At 61.2% G+C, this 18,478-nt stretch carries 13 protein-coding genes; 10 read left to right on the forward strand and 3 right to left on the reverse strand.

All coding sequences use genetic code 11. The features are described from left to right. The 3 genes from lpdA to AC04MI_RS16470 all read left to right on the forward strand — a co-directional run. Positions 1-1,339: dihydrolipoyl dehydrogenase (lpdA, locus tag AC04MI_RS16460; RefSeq protein ID WP_476498183.1), on the forward strand; the 1,339-nt coding region annotated here is incomplete at its 5' end. A gap of 81 nt (positions 1,340-1,420) precedes the next feature. Further along, positions 1,421-2,518 (forward strand): cell division protein ZapE, encoded by a 1,098-nt coding sequence (gene zapE, locus AC04MI_RS16465; RefSeq protein ID WP_436077191.1) that lies wholly within the window; start codon positions 1,421-1,423, stop codon positions 2,516-2,518. After that, positions 2,515-3,210 carry a hypothetical protein gene (locus tag AC04MI_RS16470; protein WP_260667128.1) on the forward strand — a complete coding sequence of 232 codons (696 nt, stop codon included), beginning with the start codon at positions 2,515-2,517 and terminating at the stop codon, positions 3,208-3,210. Before zapE ends, AC04MI_RS16470 begins: the two co-directional genes overlap by 4 nt. A gap of 133 nt (positions 3,211-3,343) precedes the next feature. Here the strand turns inward: AC04MI_RS16470 and AC04MI_RS16475 are convergent, their stop codons facing one another. Then, positions 3,344-4,150 carry a PP2C family protein-serine/threonine phosphatase gene (locus AC04MI_RS16475; protein WP_056063373.1) on the reverse strand — a complete coding sequence of 269 codons (807 nt, stop codon included), beginning with the start codon at positions 4,148-4,150 and terminating at the stop codon, positions 3,344-3,346. Between the two features lie 107 nt (positions 4,151-4,257). Between AC04MI_RS16475 and AC04MI_RS16480 the strand changes: the two genes are divergently transcribed. Then, entirely contained in the window at positions 4,258-4,461 is a 204-nt protein-coding gene (locus tag AC04MI_RS16480; RefSeq protein ID WP_108499247.1) for a YdcH family protein, read from the forward strand. Further along, positions 4,461-6,533, forward strand: coding sequence for a DNA repair helicase YoaA (locus AC04MI_RS16485; protein ID WP_436077514.1), 2,073 nt, complete (start codon positions 4,461-4,463; stop codon positions 6,531-6,533). The genes AC04MI_RS16480 and AC04MI_RS16485 overlap by 1 nt, the downstream gene beginning before the upstream one ends. Here the strand turns inward: AC04MI_RS16485 and AC04MI_RS16490 are convergent. Beyond that, entirely contained in the window at positions 6,496-7,293 is a 798-nt protein-coding gene (locus tag AC04MI_RS16490; protein ID WP_056744462.1) for an outer membrane protein assembly factor BamD, read from the reverse strand. The genes AC04MI_RS16485 and AC04MI_RS16490 overlap by 38 nt on opposite strands. A 208-nt stretch (positions 7,294-7,501) precedes the next feature. On the opposite strand from AC04MI_RS16490, the gene dnaE reads away from it, so the two are divergent. The 3 genes from dnaE to clpA all read left to right on the forward strand — a co-directional run bounded on the left by dnaE (position 7,502) and on the right by clpA (position 13,907). Continuing rightward, positions 7,502-11,035, forward strand: coding sequence for a DNA polymerase III subunit alpha (gene dnaE / locus AC04MI_RS16495; RefSeq protein ID WP_476498190.1), 3,534 nt, complete (start codon positions 7,502-7,504; stop codon positions 11,033-11,035). 97 nt (positions 11,036-11,132) lie between these two features. Beyond that, positions 11,133-11,501, forward strand: coding sequence for an ATP-dependent Clp protease adapter ClpS (clpS, locus tag AC04MI_RS16500; RefSeq protein ID WP_476498184.1), 369 nt, complete (start codon positions 11,133-11,135; stop codon positions 11,499-11,501). A gap of 57 nt (positions 11,502-11,558) precedes the next feature. Then, entirely contained in the window at positions 11,559-13,907 is a 2,349-nt protein-coding gene (clpA, locus tag AC04MI_RS16505) for an ATP-dependent Clp protease ATP-binding subunit ClpA (protein ID WP_476498185.1), read from the forward strand. 111 nt (positions 13,908-14,018) lie between these two features. Here the strand turns inward: clpA and AC04MI_RS16510 are convergent, their stop codons facing one another. Further along, positions 14,019-16,076, reverse strand: coding sequence for an AsmA family protein (locus AC04MI_RS16510; RefSeq protein WP_476498186.1), 2,058 nt, complete (start codon positions 16,074-16,076; stop codon positions 14,019-14,021). Positions 16,077-16,408: 332 nt separating this feature from the next. Between AC04MI_RS16510 and AC04MI_RS16515 the strand changes: the two genes are divergently transcribed. Together AC04MI_RS16515 and AC04MI_RS16520 are read left to right on the forward strand one after the other, a co-directional pair. Beyond that, on the forward strand, positions 16,409-17,317 hold the full coding sequence (locus tag AC04MI_RS16515; RefSeq protein ID WP_476498187.1) for a pseudouridine synthase: 909 nt from the start codon (positions 16,409-16,411) through the stop codon (positions 17,315-17,317). A gap of 199 nt (positions 17,318-17,516) precedes the next feature. Then, positions 17,517-18,478: Cache 3/Cache 2 fusion domain-containing protein (locus tag AC04MI_RS16520; protein ID WP_476498189.1), on the forward strand; the 962-nt coding region annotated here is incomplete at its 3' end.

Below are 18,478 nucleotides of genomic sequence, written 5' to 3' on the forward strand. Positions count from 1 at the left end.
CGCCTGTATCGACGAGTGGAAGAACGAGAAGGGCGGCCCCGCACCTGGCGGCACTTGCACCAACGTGGGCTGCATTCCCTCCAAGGCCCTGCTTCAGTCGTCCGAGCATTTCGAGCATGCCAACAAGCACTTTGCCGAGCATGGCATCACCGCCACCGGCGTCAAGATGGACGTGGCCAAGATGATTGCCCGCAAGGACMMSGTCGTGAAGCAGAACAACGACGGCATCCTGTACCTGTTCAAGAAGAACAAGRTCASCTTCTTCCAYGGCCGYGGCTCGTTCGTGAAGGCKGSCGAAGSCGGYTACGAGATCAAGGTGGCRGGYGCCGCYGAAGAGACGCTGACCGGTAAGCAGATCATCATCGCCACCGGCTCCAACGCCCGTGCGCTGCCCGGCACGCCGTTCGACGAAGAACTGGTGCTGTCCAACGACGGTGCGCTGCGCGTTGGCGCCGTGCCTAAGAAGCTCGGCCTCATCGGCTCGGGCGTGATCGGCCTGGAAATGGGCTCGGTCTGGCGCCGCCTGGGCGCTGAAGTCACCATCCTCGAAGGTCTGCCCACTTTCCTGGGCGCGGTGGATGAGCAGATCGCCAAGGAAGCCAAGAAGGCCTTCGACAAGCAGGGCCTGAAGATCGAGCTGGGCGTGAAGGTCGGCGAAATCAAGACCGGCAAAAAGGGTGTGAGCATTGCCTACACCAATGCCAAGGGCGAAGCACAGTCGTTGGACGTGGACAAGCTCATCGTCTCCATCGGCCGCGTGCCCAACACCATCGGCCTGAACACCGAAGCGGYGGGCSTGMAGCTCGACGAGCGCGGCGCCATCGTGGTGGATGCTGACTGCAAGACCAATCTGCCCRGCGTCTGGGCGGTSGGCGACGTGGTGCGCGGCCCSATGCTYGCSCACAAGGCCGAGGAAGAGGGCGTTGCCGTGGCSGAGCGCATTGCSGGCCAGCAYGGYCAYGTCAACTTCAACACCATCCCCTGGGTCATCTACACCAGCCCCGAGATCGCCTGGGTGGGCCGCACTGAGCAGCAGCTCAAGGCCGATGGGGTCAAGTACAAGGCGGGCAGCTTCCCGTTCCTGGCCAATGGCCGCGCACGTGCGCTGGGCGACACCACCGGCATGGTCAAGATGCTGGCGGATGCCGAGACCGACGAGATCCTGGGTGTGCACATCGTGGGCCCACAGGCCAGCGAGCTGATCTCCGAKGCCGTTGTGGCCATGGAGTTCAAGGCCAGCAGCGAAGACATCGCACGCATTTGCCATGCCCACCCCAGCTTGAGCGAGGCCACCAAGGAAGCAGCGCTGGCGGTGGACAAGCGCACGCTGAACTTCTGATATTGGGTCTCAATCGGCTGCAAGCGCATGATTAACATGCGCTTGCAGCTATCAATTTTGTAGTATCAGAGCAACCGCAAAGTGACCGTCAAACAGGCTTACCTGGCCGAGCTGGCCGCCAAAGGCTATCAAAGCGACCCCGCCCAGCTGCGAGCAGTGGAAGCCCTGCAGCGCTGTGCTGACGAGTGGGCCCAGTACAAGGCTCGGCGCTCCAACGCGATCAAGAAGCTGATCAACCGCCCGGAGATTCCCCGCGGTGTCTACATGTATGGCGGGGTGGGGCGCGGCAAGAGCTTTTTGATGGAGTGCTTTTTTGACGCTGTTCCCCTGAAGCGAAAGGTGCGCTTGCACTTTCACGAATTCATGCGTGAGGTGCATCGCGAACTGGCGGCCCTTCAGGGCACGGTCAATCCGCTGGATGTGTTGGGCGAGCGCATTGCCAAACGCTACAAGCTCATCTGTTTTGATGAGTTCCATGTGGCGGACATCACGGACGCGATGATCCTGCACCGATTGCTGGTGGCGTTGTTCGACAACGGCGTCGGCTTCGTGACCACTTCCAATTTCAAGCCTGACGACCTTTACCCCGGTGGCTTGCATCGGGACCGCATCTTGCCTGCCATTGCACTGCTCAACGAGCGGCTGGAGGTGGTCAATGTGGACAATGGCACCGATTACCGCCGGCGTACGCTGGAGCACGTAAAGCTGTATCACACGCCACTGGGCGCAGAGGCGGATGCCGAGATGAACCAGGCGTTCGATCAACTCGCTGAAGTGCACGATGAAGATCCCGTGCTGCATATCGAGGCGCGCGAAATTCGCGCCCGTCGCAAGGCTGGCGGGGTGGTGTGGTTTGACTTCAAGACACTGTGTGGTGGTCCTCGATCGCAAAACGACTACCTGGAACTTGCAACGCAGTTCCACACGGTGTTGCTGTCCGATGTTCCTTACATGCCTGTGAGCATGGCGTCGCCTGCGCGGCGCTTTACCTGGCTGGTGGATGTGCTGTACGACCGCCGGGTCAAACTCATCCTGTCGGCGGCTGTGCCGCCCGAGCAGTTGTATACCGAAGGGCCTTTGGCTCACGAGTTTCCGCGCACAGTGTCCCGGCTCAACGAGATGCAGTCCAAGGAGTTTCTGGCGCTGGAGCGCCGCATGGTGGATACGGGGTTGACATGAACAAGACCGGTGGTCGCTTTTTGGCGGTAGTGCTGGCGCTGGCTTGCTCAACACTGCCTGTGCTGGTCGCCCCGGCCTGGGCCGCGACGGGGGTAGAAGTAGATGCCGCATCCGCGTCGACCGCTGCACATCGCAAAGTGGAGCGTGACCGAATCAAAATGGAGCGCGAGGCACTGACGGCCCGGCGGCAGCAGGATGAGGCGGTGTGCTACCAACGCTTTGCCGTGGAGGATTGCTTGCGCGGTGTACGCGCCAAGGCTCGGGAGTCCCACGACCGATTGCGTGCGCAGGAAATTGAACTCAACGATGCCGAGCGCAGGGAGAAAGCGGCGGAGCGCCTGCGGGCCATTGAAGATAAGCAAATGGCCGTACCGCCAGCGAGCAAACGCGCTGACGCGCAGGTTCGCAAGCCATCCGCCGATCCGGATGTTGCCAAGGCACAGCGGGACCAGGACGCACACCAACGCGCGCAGCAACAAAATAGCCGTGCCCAGGTTCAGGCCAGTGAACAGGCGGCCCGCGCTGCGGGGACTGCTGAGCGCGCTGCCCAATCGCGTGCCAAACATGCCGAGGCGCTCCAAGCGGCGGAGGAGCGCCGCGCGCGGGTCGAAAAATCCCAAGCCGATGCCCTGGCTCAGGGCCGCAAGCCTGCAGCGCCCTTGCCAGCGCCTGCTGCTTCTGCGCCTCGCTGAGTTTGGAAGGGCGGCCGAGCCAAGCAATCAGTGGCCGAGTGGCTGAAGATAGGGTAGCGGCGACTACCTGCTGGTTGCTCGATGGGTTTGCGCTCACCCGTCGACGCTCCGATGGGTGGTGCGGACAATGCCCTCAGGGCCGACCCGTATCCAGCGGCGTCAGGCGAGCAATCTTTTTCTCTTCGGCCAGGGCTTCGATCTTGACGACCACCAGCGACAGGTTGTCGCCGCCTCCGCGTGCCCGGGAGCGGGCTTTTTCAATCAGGAACTCCGTCGCTTCGCGGGGCGACAGCGAATCGACCACCGATGCCAGTTCGGTGGGAGAAAAGTAGTGCCAAACCCCATCGCTGCAGGCCAGCAAGACATCGCCCGGCTGAAGTTGCGGAATGACGTGGGTAGTGATGGGCGGGTCACTCTCTGTGCCCAGGCAACCCACCAGAATGTTGGAATGAGGATGGTTGTTGGCCTCGGCTTCCGTCAGCTCACCCCGGTCCACCAGGGCTTGCACATAAGAGTGGTCGCTGGTGCGGAATGCCAGCCGTGAGCCTTGAAAGTGGTAGATGCGCGAGTCGCCCGCATGCACCCAATGGCAGTCGCCCCGGGGATTGATGAGAAACGCAGCGATGGTGCTGTGAGGTTCCTGCTCTGCCGATATGGCCGTCAACCGGATAACGATGTGGGCCTCTTCAACCATGTTCTTGAGCATTGCCACCGGGTCATCGGTGTCTGGCGAGTACCGCTCGAACAGTTGCCGTGCTGTCATCATGACCTGGTCTGATGCTTTGCGCCCCCCGCTGCGGCCGCCCATCCCGTCGGCAACCACACCCAGAACGCAGCCGTTGTGCCGCTCGTGGGAGATCAGGGCCACCTGGTCTTGCTGGTATTCGCGGTCACCCTTGTGGATGCCGGTGGAGGCGATGAGGCGAAACGCTTTGGTCATGCTGCAGATTGTGGGGGCGCCTACGCGAACGCCTGTCGTGGAAAGCGGGCCAAGCGCGTATTATCCGCCCGCCTGTGGCATTTTTGCCATGCCCATGGCCTCCTGCCTTGAAACCCAGCCTGCACTCTCCCCACCGTCAGTTGATCGAGCTGCGCATGGAACATGCCGATCTCGACGCACTCATCGACCGGTGTAAGCCCGAAGCGGCACCCGACGAACTCACCCTGCGCCGTCTCAAAAAGCGCCGACTCGTGTTGCGTGACGCGATGGAGCGGCTGGAGCGGCAACTTCAACCGCAAGAGCCCGCGTGATGTCACTGGAGGCCATGGTGCCCGAGGTGTTTGCCCCCGATGGTGTGCTAGCGAGGGCGGATGGGCATTTTCAACCGCGTGACGGTCAGACCCAGATGGCCATTGCGGTGGCCCAGACCATTACAGAGGGAGGGGCGCTGGTGGTGGAGGCAGGCACTGGAGTGGGCAAGACCTTTGCCTACCTGGTGCCGGCCTTGCTGAGTGGCGAGCGGGTGCTGTTGTCTACGGCCACCAAGGCCTTGCAAGACCAGTTGTTCGCCCGCGATCTGCCCCGCTTGGCGCACATCCTGGGGCTGCCCGTTCGCATGGCCCTGCTCAAGGGGCGCGCCAGTTACTTGTGCCTGCACCGCATGGAGCAGGCACGGCAGGATGCTCAGTCCTTGGACCGAGGCGTCGCCCGTGTGCTGGCCAAGGTGGAGGATTGGTCGCGCCAGACCGTATCCGGCGATCTGGCCGAGCTGACAGGGTTGGACGAGCGATCGCCCGTGATCCCCCTGGTCACCTCGACGCGTGAGAACTGCCTGGGGTCTTCCTGCCTGCGCTTTAGGGAATGCCATGTTCATCGGGCGCGGCGCGAGGCGTTGGCGGCTGACATCGTGGTCATCAATCACCATCTGTTCTTTGCGGATGTGGCGGTACGCGAGTCAGGCATGGCCGAGTTGCTGCCGACGGTGCGTGTGGTCGTTTTTGATGAGGCCCACCAGATCAATGAGACTGGCGTRCAGTTTTTGGGTACGCAGATTTCCACGGGGCAATGGTTGGACTTTGCCCGTGACCTCTTGATAGCCGGGCTGCAGCATGCGCGCGGTCTGGCTGACTGGACAGGCCTGGCGCAGCTTCTGGAGTTGTCTGCGCGGGACCTCCGTCTGGTCGTGGGCACCGCTGCTTTCCAGGGACTGAATGGCATTTCGGGAGGGGGCAGATTGCGCTGGACGGAGGAGGCTCCCGAAGGTGTCTCGGGCGCCGTATGGCAGTCCGCGCTGCGCGCACTGGCCTTGGCGTGTGCACAGGCGCTGGAGGCCCTGGACACCGTGAGCGAAATGTCCCCCGATCTGGAGCGCCTGTACGAACGGGGCAGTGCACTATTGGCCCGGCTGGCCAGGTTTTCAGGCCCGTGCCAGGCCGATGCGGTGCGTTGGCTCGATGTGGGCAACCAGTTGCGCCTGATCGAGTCCCCGTTGGACATTGCAGACGCCATGCGCACCCGGATTCTGGCGTCGCCCGCTGAAACCTCGGACGGCGAAGCTTGGCCCGAGGAGCCTGGCGCAAACGCCGGCAGGGCGTGGATTTTCACCTCTGCGACCCTCGGTGCGGACGAGGCGTTGACCTGGTTCACCGAACGAGCTGGGCTCACGGATGCTCGCATCCTTCGGGTGGCCAGCCCCTTCGACTATGCGCGACAGGCGGCTTTGTATGTGCCGCGCCAGTTGCCGTCGCCTGCAGATCCGTCCCACAGCCGTAGCGTGGCTGACTGGGTTGCACTGGCCGCCGAGCCGCTGGGCGGGCGCACGCTGGTGCTGACCACCACGCTCAAGGCCTTGCGCACCATTGGCGACGCACTCAAAGCACGTTGGCAGGCTTCAGGCACGTTGGAGGTGCTGGTGCAGGGCGAGTGGCCCAAGCGGCGCCTGATGGAGCGTTTTCGCGAGGGGGCATCGCACGGGCGGCCGGGTTGCGTGCTGGTGGCTTCGGCTTCCTTCTGGGAGGGGTTTGATGTGCCAGGCGATGCTCTGCAACTGGTGGTTATCGACAAGCTGCCTTTTCCGCCCCCGGGAGATCCATTGGTGGAGGCTCGCACCCAACACATCGAAATGGCTGGTGGCAAAGCGTTCACTGCCTACGCTCTGCCAGAGGCGGCGGTGGCACTCAAGCAAGGTGCCGGGCGTTTGATCCGGCATGAAGCGGATCGGGGTATTTTGGTGGTGGGCGACACGCGCCTCATCACTATGGGCTATGGCAAGCGCTTGCTGGCAGCTTTGCCCCCCATGCGCGGGCTGGAATCGCCCGAAGAGTTTCAGTCTGCGCTGATGGCGCTTACCAAACCTTCCACCACGGATCCGACTTGCCTTTGACGCCGCCATTCAGATAGGCGCTTTGAGGGTAGGACTTGTCCATCACGCGGCGTGCATCGTCCCGCAGCTGGGTCATTCCGAGCGCGTCGTACGACTGGATCAGGATGTACAACGCCTCTTCCAGCGCGGGCACGCCCTGGTAGTCTGCCAATGCGACCTGCGCGCGACTGATGGCAGCCACATAGGCGCCACGCTGGAAGTAGTACCGCGCCACATGCACTTCATATTGGGCTAGCGAGTTGACGATGTAGGTCATGCGCTGGCGCGAGTCCTGCGCATAACGGGACTCAGGAAAGCGTGTGACCAGTTCGCTGAATGCTTCAAAGGAGTCTTTGGCCGCCTTTTGGTCACGCTCTGATAGATCCTGGCGCGAGATAAATGAGAACAGACCCAAGTTGTCGTTGAAGTTGACCAGGCCCTTCAGGTACAGCGCATAGTCCAATGCAGGGCTGGCAGGGTGCAGCTTCATGAAGCGGTCCAGCGTTGCGACGGCTTGCGCCTTTTCGCCCGCCTTGTAGTGGGCATAGGCTTTGTCGATCTGGGCCTGCTGTGCCAGTGGCGTGCCTGCCGCACGGCCTTCCAGTTTTTCCAGCAGAGGAACGGCCTTGTCATACGCCCCGCTGTTCATTTCGTCCTGGGCTTCCGAGTGGATGCGATTGGGACTCCAGCCTGCCGTTTTATCAACTGTGGTGCTGGAGCAGCCAACCAGCAAACCAGCCAGCAGCAGGGCGGAAACAAGGGGCAGTGGGGCACGCAGCATCGCAAGCAGCTTTCAGCAAAGAAGGAAAAAGGTGCACAAAGAAAGGCCCGAGGGTTCAGTCATGGGGGAGTGCGCTTGGCGTACTCGTCACGGAAGCCTTCGGCGCCATTTCGGGCACGAAAAGCATTGTACTGGTGGCGCCAGCAGCGCCAAGGCGCTGCCGACGCAAGTCCTGTTGGAGAGTCGCAGGGGTTTCTACAATGCCTGCATGTTTGTTCAYYTGCGCCTGCACACCGAGTTYTCCGTCGTYGACGGYACCAAYCGCATCGACGAGGTGGCCAAAGCGGCCGCCAAGGACGGCCAGCCCGCTCTGGCCATCACCGATCTCAATAACCTCTTCGGGGCGATCAAGTTCTACAAGGAAGCGCGAGGTAAAGGTGTCAAGCCCATCTTGGGTGCAGAAATCTTTCTTGAAGGCGAGGCGGGAGGTGTCCCATCGCGCCTTATCCTCCTGGTGCAGAGTCGCCAGGGGTATCTGAATCTGTCGGAGCTGCTGGCGCGGGCCTGGACGCGCAATATCGTCAAGAACCTGGCGCTGAGCACTTGGACGTGGCTGGAAGAGCTGTCAGAGGGATTGATTGCCCTGTCTGGCGCGCAGGCGGGTCCGGTAGGGCAAGCGCTGATGAAGGGGGATGAGTCAGGTGCCGCCGACGTTGCGTTGCGCTTGGCGGGCATTTTTCCGCACCGGTTTTACATCGAGCTGCAACGGGCCGGCCGAAACGACGATGAAGCCCATGTGGTGGCAGCCGCTCAGCTTGCTGCACGGTTGAACCTGCCGGTGGTGGCGACCCACCCCGTTCAGTTTGCCGAGCCCGATGATTACGAGGCCCACGAGGCGCGCATCTGTATCGCCGAGGGGGAAATCCTGGCAAACCCGCGTCGTGTCCGCAAGTTCACCCGCGACCAGTATTTCAAGTCCTCGGCGGAGATGGAGGCCTTGTTTGCCGACCTGCCATCGGCCATCGCCAATACGGTCGAGATTGCACAACGCTGCAACCTGACCCTGGTGCTGGGCAAGCCGCAGCTTCCGGATTTTCCGACGCCCAACGGCATGCCCATCGACGAGTATTTCCGCTACGCGTCGTTAGAAGGGCTGGAGGACCGCCTGAAACATCTTTTTCCTAACGAAGCTGAGAGGGACACGGAGCGCCCGCGCTATGTCGAGCGCCTGGAGTTCGAGCTGGGCACCATCCTCAAAATGGGGTTCCCGGGCTACTTCCTGATCGTGGGTGATTTCATCCAGTGGGCGAAGCAGAACGGCTGCCCAGTGGGGCCCGGCCGTGGCTCCGGCGCCGGTTCTCTGGTCGCTTATGCGCTAAAGATCACTGACCTGGACCCGCTGCAATACAACCTGCTATTCGAGCGATTCCTGAACCCGGAGCGCGTTTCGATGCCTGACTTCGACATCGACTTCTGCCAATCCAACCGCGACCGGGTGATTGACTACGTCAAGGACAAGTACGGCAAGAACGCCGTGAGCCAGATCGCTACCTTCGGCACGATGGCAGCCAAGGCGGCAATCCGCGACGTGGGCCGGGTCATGGACATGAGCTACACATTTTGTGATGGCATCTCCAAGCTGGTGCCCGGCAAGCCGGGCATGTCCTACACCCTGGCCTATCCGCCTGAGGTGAAAAAGGAAGGCGACAAGAACAACTATGCGCTGGAACTGGAGCCCATGCTCTACGAGCGCGTGCGCAAGGAAGAAGACGTCAAGACCGTCATCGAGATGGCACAAAAGCTTGAGGGCATGACGCGGAACATCGGCATGCATGCCGGTGGCGTTCTGATCGCGCCCGGCAAGCTCACCGATTTTTGTCCGCTGTACCAGCAGCCGGGCAGCGATTCCGCCGTGAGCCAGTATGACAAGGACGACGTGGAAGCCATCGGCTTGGTGAAGTTCGACTTCTTGGGGCTTGCCACGCTCACCATTCTGGAAATTGCGCGCGAGTTCATCATGAAGCGGCACAAGGGCCAGGAGAATTTCGCGTTCGAAAATATTCCCCTCGACGACGGACCCACTTATCGGCTGTTCTCCGAGGGYAAGACCGAAGCRGTGTTCCAGTTYGAAAGCCGCGGCATGCAGGGCATGYTGAARGAKGCGCGGCCCAGTCGGCTGGAAGACCTCATTGCCTTGAATGCGTTGTACCGGCCGGGGCCTATGGACCTGATTCCCAGCTTTGTGAACCGCAAACATGGCAAGGAAGAGGTCATCTACCCCCACCCGCTGGTAGAGCCGGTGCTGGCCGAGACCTACGGCATCATGGTGTACCAGGAGCAGGTGATGCAGACCGCCCAGGTGCTGGGCGGATATAGCTTGGGCGGCGCCGACATGCTTCGGCGTGCCATGGGGAAAAAGAAGGCTGAGGAAATGGCCGAACACCGAGCCATCTTCCGCAAGGGCGCAGCGGAGAAAGGCATCAGCCAGGAGAAGGCCGACGAGRTSTTCGACYTGATGGAGAAGTTCGCRGGCTAYGGCTTCAACAAGTCRCACGCSGCYGCYTACTCYCTGCTGGCGTACCACACTGGYTGGCTCAAGGTSCACTACACGGCCGAGTTCTTCTGCGCMAACATGACCGTGGAAATGGACGACACCGACAAGCTCAAGGTGCTGTTCGAGGATGCACACAAGATGGGGCTGTCGTTCGAGCCGCCGGACGTGAATCGGGGCTTTTATCGGTTTGAACCAGTCACCGACAAGATCATCCGTTACGGTCTGGGGGCGGTGAAAGGCACTGGACAGCAGGCGATCGAAGCTATCGTCGCGGCCCGTGAAGGGCGCGGTGAAGGCCCCCAGGGTTCGACCAAAGGGCCCTTCAAAAGTCTGTTTGACTTCTGCGTGCGAGTGGACAAGGCCCGCATGAACAAGCGCACGGTCGAGGCCCTGATCAAGGCGGGTGCCTTTGACTCGATCCATCTCAACCGGGCGGCCCTGGTGGCCTCTATTGATCGGGCCTTTGACTTTGCTGCCGCAACGCTGGCCAACGTCAACCAGGGCGGGTTGTTTGACATGATGGGTGACGATGCCCATGGCTCCAGCACCCAGGAGCCCGATCTGGTGGACGCAACGCCCTGGGGTATCAAGGAACGGCTTACGCTGGAAAAAACCGCCGTTGGGTTCTACCTGTCTGGCCATCTTTTTGACGAAGTGGCCACCGAGGTGCGCCGCTTTGTGCGCACCCAGATCGATGAGCTGCTTGACAGCCGCGAGCCCCAGATACTTGCCGGCATCATCAGCGACTTTCGGGTCATCAACGGGCAACGCGGGAGGCTGGGACTCTTCAAGCTGGACGACAAGTCTGCTGTGATTGAGGCTTCTGCCGATGAGGCGTTGCTCAATACCTACCGCAATCAGCTCAAGGAAGATGAGTTTGTAGTGATGATGGGCCGGCTGCAGCTGGACCACTTCAGTGGCGGTCTGCGCGTCAAGGTGCAGCAGGTGTGGGACCTGGCGGGCGCGCGCTGCCGGTTTGGCAAATACCTGCATGTGACCGTGGGTGATAAGGCGCCAGATGTGCCGCGCTTGGTGCGCGAGTTTCCGCCGTTGCGCGAAGAGGTCGCTGAAGGGGAGTTGGTGCACGGGTTGCGCGTGCGCATGGGCGTGCGCTGCCAGTCGGACGATGCTACTGCAGTGGCAGAGTTGCAACTGGGCGAAAACGCGCGTTTCTACCCCAGCGATGCGGCGTTGGCGGCATGGACTGCCCAAGTGGGTGCCGGTGCCGCCAATGTGGTGTACGAGTGATTGAGTTCCCCGCAGAAGTTTCTGTAAGCCGTGGGTTGAAAAATACCTGGTCAACAACCAGCTTCTCCTGCAGCGGCACCCTGTTCGGGTCGCTAGAATGATTTTCATGGCAACAAAACCACCTTCACCCCCCACCGCGCCGCCCGTGACCCGGCCTGCGCGGGATGATGGCGGTTCGGTCGTGCTCGAGAGGCGCACCCAAAAGACCCAGCCGCCGCAGATGTACCAGGTGGTCATGCTGAACGACGACTACACGCCCATGGAGTTCGTSATCGTSGTKCTGCAGGARTWTTTCARYAARGAYCGCGAAACYGCSACCCAGATCATGTTGAAGATCCAYCTCGATGGCAAAGGCGTCTGCGGCGTTTATTCGCGCGATGTGGCAGCCACCAAGGTAGAGCAAGTGCTTGACGCCGCCCTCAAGGCGGGCCACCCACTGCAATGTGTCAGTGAGCCTGTTGAATAACAGGTCTTTTGTCCCGATCTAAAGTTATCCCTTCCACGCAAGCACAAAGGAGTTCACATGATTGCCCAGGAACTGGAAGTCAGCTTGCACATGGCCTTTGTTGAGGCCCGTCAGCAGCGCCACGAGTTCATCACCGTGGAGCATCTGTTGCTTGCATTGCTCGATAACCCCAGCGCAGCGGAGGTGCTGCGCGCATGTTCGGCCAATATCGATGATCTGCGTTCATCGCTGGCGAATTTCATCAAAGACAACACCCCGCAGGTCGCAGGTACCGACGAGGTAGACACCCAGCCTACGCTGGGATTCCAGCGTGTGATCCAGCGCGCCATCATGCACGTGCAGTCCACSGGCAACGGCAAAAAAGAGGTGACGGGTGCCAATGTGCTCGTGGCAATTTTTGGCGAAAAGGATTCGCACGCCGTGTACTACCTGCACCAGCAAGGTGTCACGCGCCTGGATGTGGTGAATTTCATTGCCCACGGTATCAAGAAGGGCGAGCCTCCCGAGCCCGCTAAGGCCGAGAATCAGGCCGAGGGCGAAGAGGGCGGTGGTGGTGAGCGTAACGAAAAGGCGTCGCCGCTGGAGCAGTTCACTCAGAACCTGAACCAGGCCGCTAAGGATGGCAAGATCGATCCATTGATCGGCCGCCATTACGAGGTCGAGCGCACGATCCAGATTCTGTGCCGTCGCCGCAAAAACAATCCTCTGCTGGTGGGCGAGGCAGGGGTGGGCAAGACTGCGATTGCCGAGGGCCTGGCTTGGCGGATCACGCAAAACGATGTGCCCGAGATCCTGGCCGAGGCAACGGTGTACTCCCTGGACATGGGTGCTTTGCTTGCGGGCACCAAGTACCGYGGCGACTTCGAGCAGCGCCTSAAGGGCGTGCTCAAGTCGCTCAAGGACAAGCCSAACGCSATCCTKTTCATCGACGAGATCCACACSYTGATCGGTGCGGGTGCGGCCTCTGGAGGAACGCTCGATGCTTCCAACCTGCTGAAGCCGGCGCTGTCCAGTGGCCAGCTCAAGTGCATCGGTGCGACCACTTTCACGGAGTACCGGGGGATATTCGAGAAAGATGCTGCCTTGTCGCGCCGCTTCCAGAAAGTGGACGTGGTGGAGCCCAGCGTGGCCGAAACCATCGACATCCTGAAGGGGCTGAAGTCTCGTTTTGAAGAGCATCACAGCGTGAAGTACGCTGCAGCTGCCCTGCAGGCTGCGGCMGARCTGAGCGCCAAGTACATCAACGACCGCCACCTGCCCGACAAGGCRATCGACGTSATCGATGAAGCCGGTGCGGCCCAGCGCATCATGGTGCCGAGCAAGCGCAAGAAGACCATCGGCAAGGCCGAGATCGAAGAGATCGTGGCCAAGATCGCACGCATTCCGCCTGCCAACGTGTCCAATGACGACCGCGGCAAGTTGCAGACGCTGGAGCGCGACCTGAAAAGCGTGGTGTTCGGCCAGGACAAGGCATTGGAAGTGCTTGCCAGTGCCGTCAAGATGGCACGCTCGGGTCTGGGCAAGGGCGACAAGCCGATCGGCTCGTTCCTGTTCAGCGGTCCCACCGGCGTCGGCAAGACTGAAGCGGCCAAGCAGCTTGCCTACATCATGGGCATCGAGCTGATCCGTTTTGACATGTCCGAGTACATGGAGCGCCATGCCGTGAGCCGCCTGATTGGCGCGCCTCCAGGTTATGTCGGTTTCGACCAAGGTGGYCTGCTGACGGAAGCCATCACGAAGAAGCCGCACGCGGTGCTGCTGCTCGATGAGATCGAGAAAGCACATCCGGACATCTTCAACGTGCTGCTGCAGGTCATGGACCACGGCACGCTGACGGATAACAACGGCCGCAAGGCCGACTTCCGYAACGTGMTCATCRTSATGACCACSAAYGCKGGYGCCGAGACCATGAACAAGGCGACCATYGGCTTYACCAACCCGCGGCAGGCGGGCGATGARATGRSYGAYATCAAGCGCCTGTTCACGCCTGAGTTCCGCAACCGGCTGGATGCCATCGTCAACTTCAAGGCACTCGATGAACAGATCATCCTGCGCGTAGTGGACAAGTTCCTGCTGCAGCTGGAGACGCAGTTGGCCGAGAAGAAGGTGGAGGTCACCTTCACCGATGCCCTGCGCAAGCACCTGGCCAAGAAGGGTTTCGACCCGCTGATGGGCGCGCGCCCTATGCAGCGCCTGATCCAGGACACCATCCGCCGCGCCTTGGCTGACGAGTTGCTGTTTGGCCGCCTGACAGAAGGGGGACGCCTGACCGTGGATATCGAGATGAAGAAGGACGACAAGGGTGTGGAAACACCCGACGTGCTGCTGGATATCCAGCCTTTGCCGAAGAAGGAGCGTTCGGCGAAGTCCGAGCCTGCAGAGCCTGAAGAGGCGACGGCCGACTGACCTCGGGTTCCTCGCAGATCCACGAAAAGCCCACGGTTCACGCCGTGGGCTTTTTCATTGGCGATGGCCGCTGGGGCCCACACACCCGCAGAGGCGGTGTAGAAGTATTTTTTAGCGTGACGGCGTGGTGCGCGCGACCGGCGCGCCAGCGCGCCCTGCCTTGACCGGTTGTGTAGCTTGAGCAAGCAAGGGCGCACACTGCGCGTCGTCGTCAGCTCCGGGTACCGTTACAGGTAACAATGCCAAGGCTGCAGGCGCGGCCACCGCAGCGGCAATGGCTGCCCCGGCGCGCAACAGCAGGGGGCCTGGTTCTGCGCCCACATCGGGTTTGCCCAGCGTGCCGCGCACGTACAGCGGAGTGCGCAGCGAGAAGAACTTCCACTCCAGCGACGCTGGTTTCACGCTCAGGTTCAGGCGTTCCTCTGCCATGTCGATGGTGCCCGTGACATCCACCACCGCCTCGTTGGTGCTCAGCTTGGCGGTGCGGACCGTGGCAAGGCCTTCGCGCACCGCCAGATCTGCCACCGCGCAACGCAGTTGCACTTCTTTGTTGTCGCCAAACAGTTTGCCCACCACGATGCTGCCCACGTTGAGTGCAGCGCGGTCCAGTAGTTCGCGGCTCAGAGTGCCATCGCGCACATACAGGCGGGCCTCGCCGCTGCTGCTGCCAAGCCACTGCGCTACGGAATTCCCCTGGCCATTCAGCGCCATGGCGCCATCGAGTCGCCCCAGGCTTTTTTGGGTCAGTTCCACCTCGGGAAACAGCGCAGCGAGCCGCAGGTTTTGCACGCGGGTGTCCATGTGTACCGTCAGCGGTCGTTTGCGGCTGTCCAGCACCAGTTTGGATTCAATCTGGCCTTTGGCCACACCAAAATGCAAGGGTTCCAGGCGCAGCACGGCATCGTCCAATACGGCATGCACGCTAAGGTCCTCCAGCGGCAGGCTGTTGGGTCGGATCACACGCTGCCCCGCAAACTTAAGATCCATATCCATGGTGCTCCAGCGATCGGTGGCAAATGCAGCGTTGGGCAGTACCTTGCCATTGCGGCTAGGCTGGGCAGTCGCCGTGGTGGCTGTACCGAGCACTGGTCCCAGGTCCACCAGGCGCAACTGATTGGATGTGATAGCGCCTGAAAGTTTGCCGCGTGGCGCAGCCGACACGAAGCGCAGATTGCCGTGCAGATCGCTCTGGCCTACCGTACCAGTGAAGTCACGGTAATCCCATACAGCACGGCCTGGTTGCAGACTGCCCTGCAATCGTCCCTGGGTCTGAAATGCGGGCGTATTTGGCAGGACAAGACCCGTGAGTGCATACAGGTCAGCCATGCTGGCGCCTTTGAGCATGACTTGGAAATCCATCCCTGACAGCGCACCCGGATTTGCCAGAATACCCCGAACGGCTGTTTCTACACTGCCCGCCTTAGCGGTGAATTGCAGGGGGTAGTTCACCTCTTTGTCGCGCAGCGAGAGCACAGAGCCGGCCTGACCCTGACCCTCGATACGCACCTTGCCCAGCGTGCCCTTGAGGTCGAAGTGCACGCCATAGACTGGGGTGCTAGAGGCACTCGCCGTGCCAGACGCAGGCGATGCAGCATTCCCCGATGCAACGACTGTCTGCCCTTCTCTGAGGGTGTCGACGCGGGCGGTCAGATCAAGGTCTTGCTTGGCGTCGTTATATGCCAAATGCCCCCCGCGAACCGCTAGCTGATAAATGCTGAACGCCCAGCGCGGCGTGGCGTCATCGGGATCCCTCTTGGGGAGCAGCGTCCAATTGTTGCTGCCGTCGCGCAGGCGGGCGAGGGAGATGTCCGGGCCAGACAGCTCCAGGGTATCAATGACCACTTGCCTCGCCAGTAGTGGCCAAAGCTTGAGCGATGCGCGCGCCATCTCGGCGCGTGCCGTGGTTTGGGGCGTTGCGGCTTTGCCAGGACGGGCAAATCCTGGAGGGTCTTGCAAAACCAGCTGGGTTCCCTGCACAGTGATGCCAGGAACCCAGCGGTGCCACCCTTCTTCAAGGGGCTGTGGCCACTGCCAGGATGCGGATAAATCGCCCTCCACCGCAAACTGTCGTCCGGTTGCCTCGCTGAGGGTTTGGTTGATCCAGGGTTTGGAGCGGTTCCAATCCCACTGGCTCAGCGCTACAGCGCCTATCAGCAGCAGTCCTACCATGCATCCCGCTACGCCACAGGCAATGCGGACCCTGCTATGGCCCTGCCTCGGGCGAGGCGTTGAAGTCACTCCCGCTGGTGCCATTGCCGTCGCCGTTGCGCGTGCAGATGTGGTGTGCTGGTCCGTTTGGGGTCTTGTCATAGAGCAGCCATGCTAGCCCGCAGAACGCAAATTTGCGTCGATTGCGTTGGCTAACAGGCCTTTTGGCGTGCTTGTCCTACAGCGCTGCTCTGCATGGGCTTTGTGCTCCACCTGTATGCGCGGGTGAAGCGCTATCCCCGGTCGGGACTGGCGTATCTTGACGCCGACCAACCCCCTAGAATTTGCACGCCATGCACAACCCTCGCCATCCCCATGTATTGCCCGTGCGCGATGGGGTGAGCCCCAGCTGCGTGGTACTGCCTGCGCGAGGGCAGGGCAGCATGCTGGATTTTTTGACAGAGCGACTGCCGGCCGTATCCCGTGAAGGGTGGCACGAGCGCATGGAGGCGGGTGTCGTGGTGGATGAACGCGGGCAGGCCGTGTTGCCTGATCGGGCTTTTGAGGGAGGTCTGCGCCTTTACTACTATCGAAGTCTTCCCGCCGAGCCCGCCTTGCCGTTCAGTGAAGCGGTGGTGTACCAGGACGAGCATCTGGTGGTGGCAGATAAGCCGCACTTCATGCCGGTAACGCCCTCAGGCCGGTATCTGCATAACACCTTGCTGGTACGCCTCAAACGCCGATTGGGGCTGCCCGAGCTCTCGCCATTGCACCGCATTGACCGTGATACGGCTGGGTTGGTGATGCTGTCAGTGCATMAGGCAACGCGCGGAGCGTATCAGGCGCTGTTCCGCGATCGACAGATCATCAAGCATTACGAGGCCGTTGCGCCGTGGCGCGCCGACCTGACCTTCCCGCGTGACCACCGCAGCCGGTTGGAGGAGAGTCCGCAGTTCTTTCGTATGCAGGAGGTGTCGGGCGAGCCCAATAGCTACACCCATATTCAGGTGCTAGAGGTCGCAGGCGACTGGGCTCGGTACCTGCTGTCGCCCGTCACTGRCAAGCGCCACCAGTTSCGCGTGCATATGGCGGCCCTGGGGCTGCCACTGCGCAACGACCCTTTTTATCCCGTCGTCAACGACCCGCCCGAAGGCGACTACTCGCGGCCACTGCAGCTGCTGGCGCGGTCTCTGGAGTTTGTGGATCCCGTCACTGGGGTGCAAAGAGTTTTTGAAAGCAGACAGGCGCTGAGCCTGCCTTGAACACGCTGGAACCTCGACGCAGACTTGCATGACGACTTCTGTGTCTGCCGCAGCGAGTTGTTGTTGCGGTGAATTTTTGCAAGGGTTTTCCCTATGCCTAAAAAGGCCATTGCACCGGCGATGGTTTTGTTTTTGCGCGACTTCGGGTACTTTGGTTCTCCGTATGCACGTTGATGCATAAATTACCCAAAAGCACCAGATGATTCCCTCAAGCTCCCGCCATTCCGTCGCCTTCAAGCTGTCCTTGACGGCTTTGCTCAGTCTGTTGGCGGTTTTGTTGGCCACGATGGGCATCGTCAGTACCCTGCTCTGGAAAGACTTCGGTCGCCTCGCGCGTGGTGATGCCATGCAATACGCCGCCCAGGTACGCACTTTGGTCCAGACCTTTGATGAAACGGCGCAAGAGCAGGCCAAGCGCGACTTCACCCTGTTCAAGGCCAATTTTCCAGGTCAATTCACCGTGGCAGAGTCGCCTGGGGCCGATGGAAAGCCCGAGGCTGTGCTGTCTTTCCAGGGGGCCTCCGTCAACGGCGACTTTGAAGTGGTGGACCGATTCTCAAAAGACAGCATGGGTGCCGTGGCCACGATTTTCGCGCGCACCGGCGAGGATTTCATTCGCGTGACCACATCCCTCAAAAAGCAGGATGGCGAGCGCGCTTACAAGACCCTGCTGGACCGTAAGCACCCGGCCTATGCCCTCATGAATGAGGGCAAAACCTATATCGGCCGTGCCAGCCTGTTTGGCCGTGAGTACATGACCGTGTATGAGCCCATCCGCGACGGGACTCGCACCATCGGCATCCTGTTCATTGGCTCCGACATGGGTGCCATTCTGGGCAAGCTCGACACCGTGATGGCGGGACAAAAATTGTTTACCTCGGGTGCTGTGTTTGCCGTCAATCTCTCATCGGGCCCTGCTCGGGGCAGTGTTTTCGGGTTGCCCGGCGCTGGCAAGTCCCTGAAGTTGGATGACAAGGACGACAACGCCAGGGCTTGGCTGGCGTCGTTGGCTGCGGTCCAGTCCTCTGGCGATCTGGAGTCCGGTTGGTCGCCCCGTCGAAGCGGTGAGAGTGATACCGCCACCCGCTACGTGGCGGTTGAGCACTACAAACCCTGGAGCTGGGCCATCGTTGCCGAGGCACCTTTGACAGAGATGATGAG

It is taken from the genome of Acidovorax sp. LjRoot204, assembly GCF_056175785.1.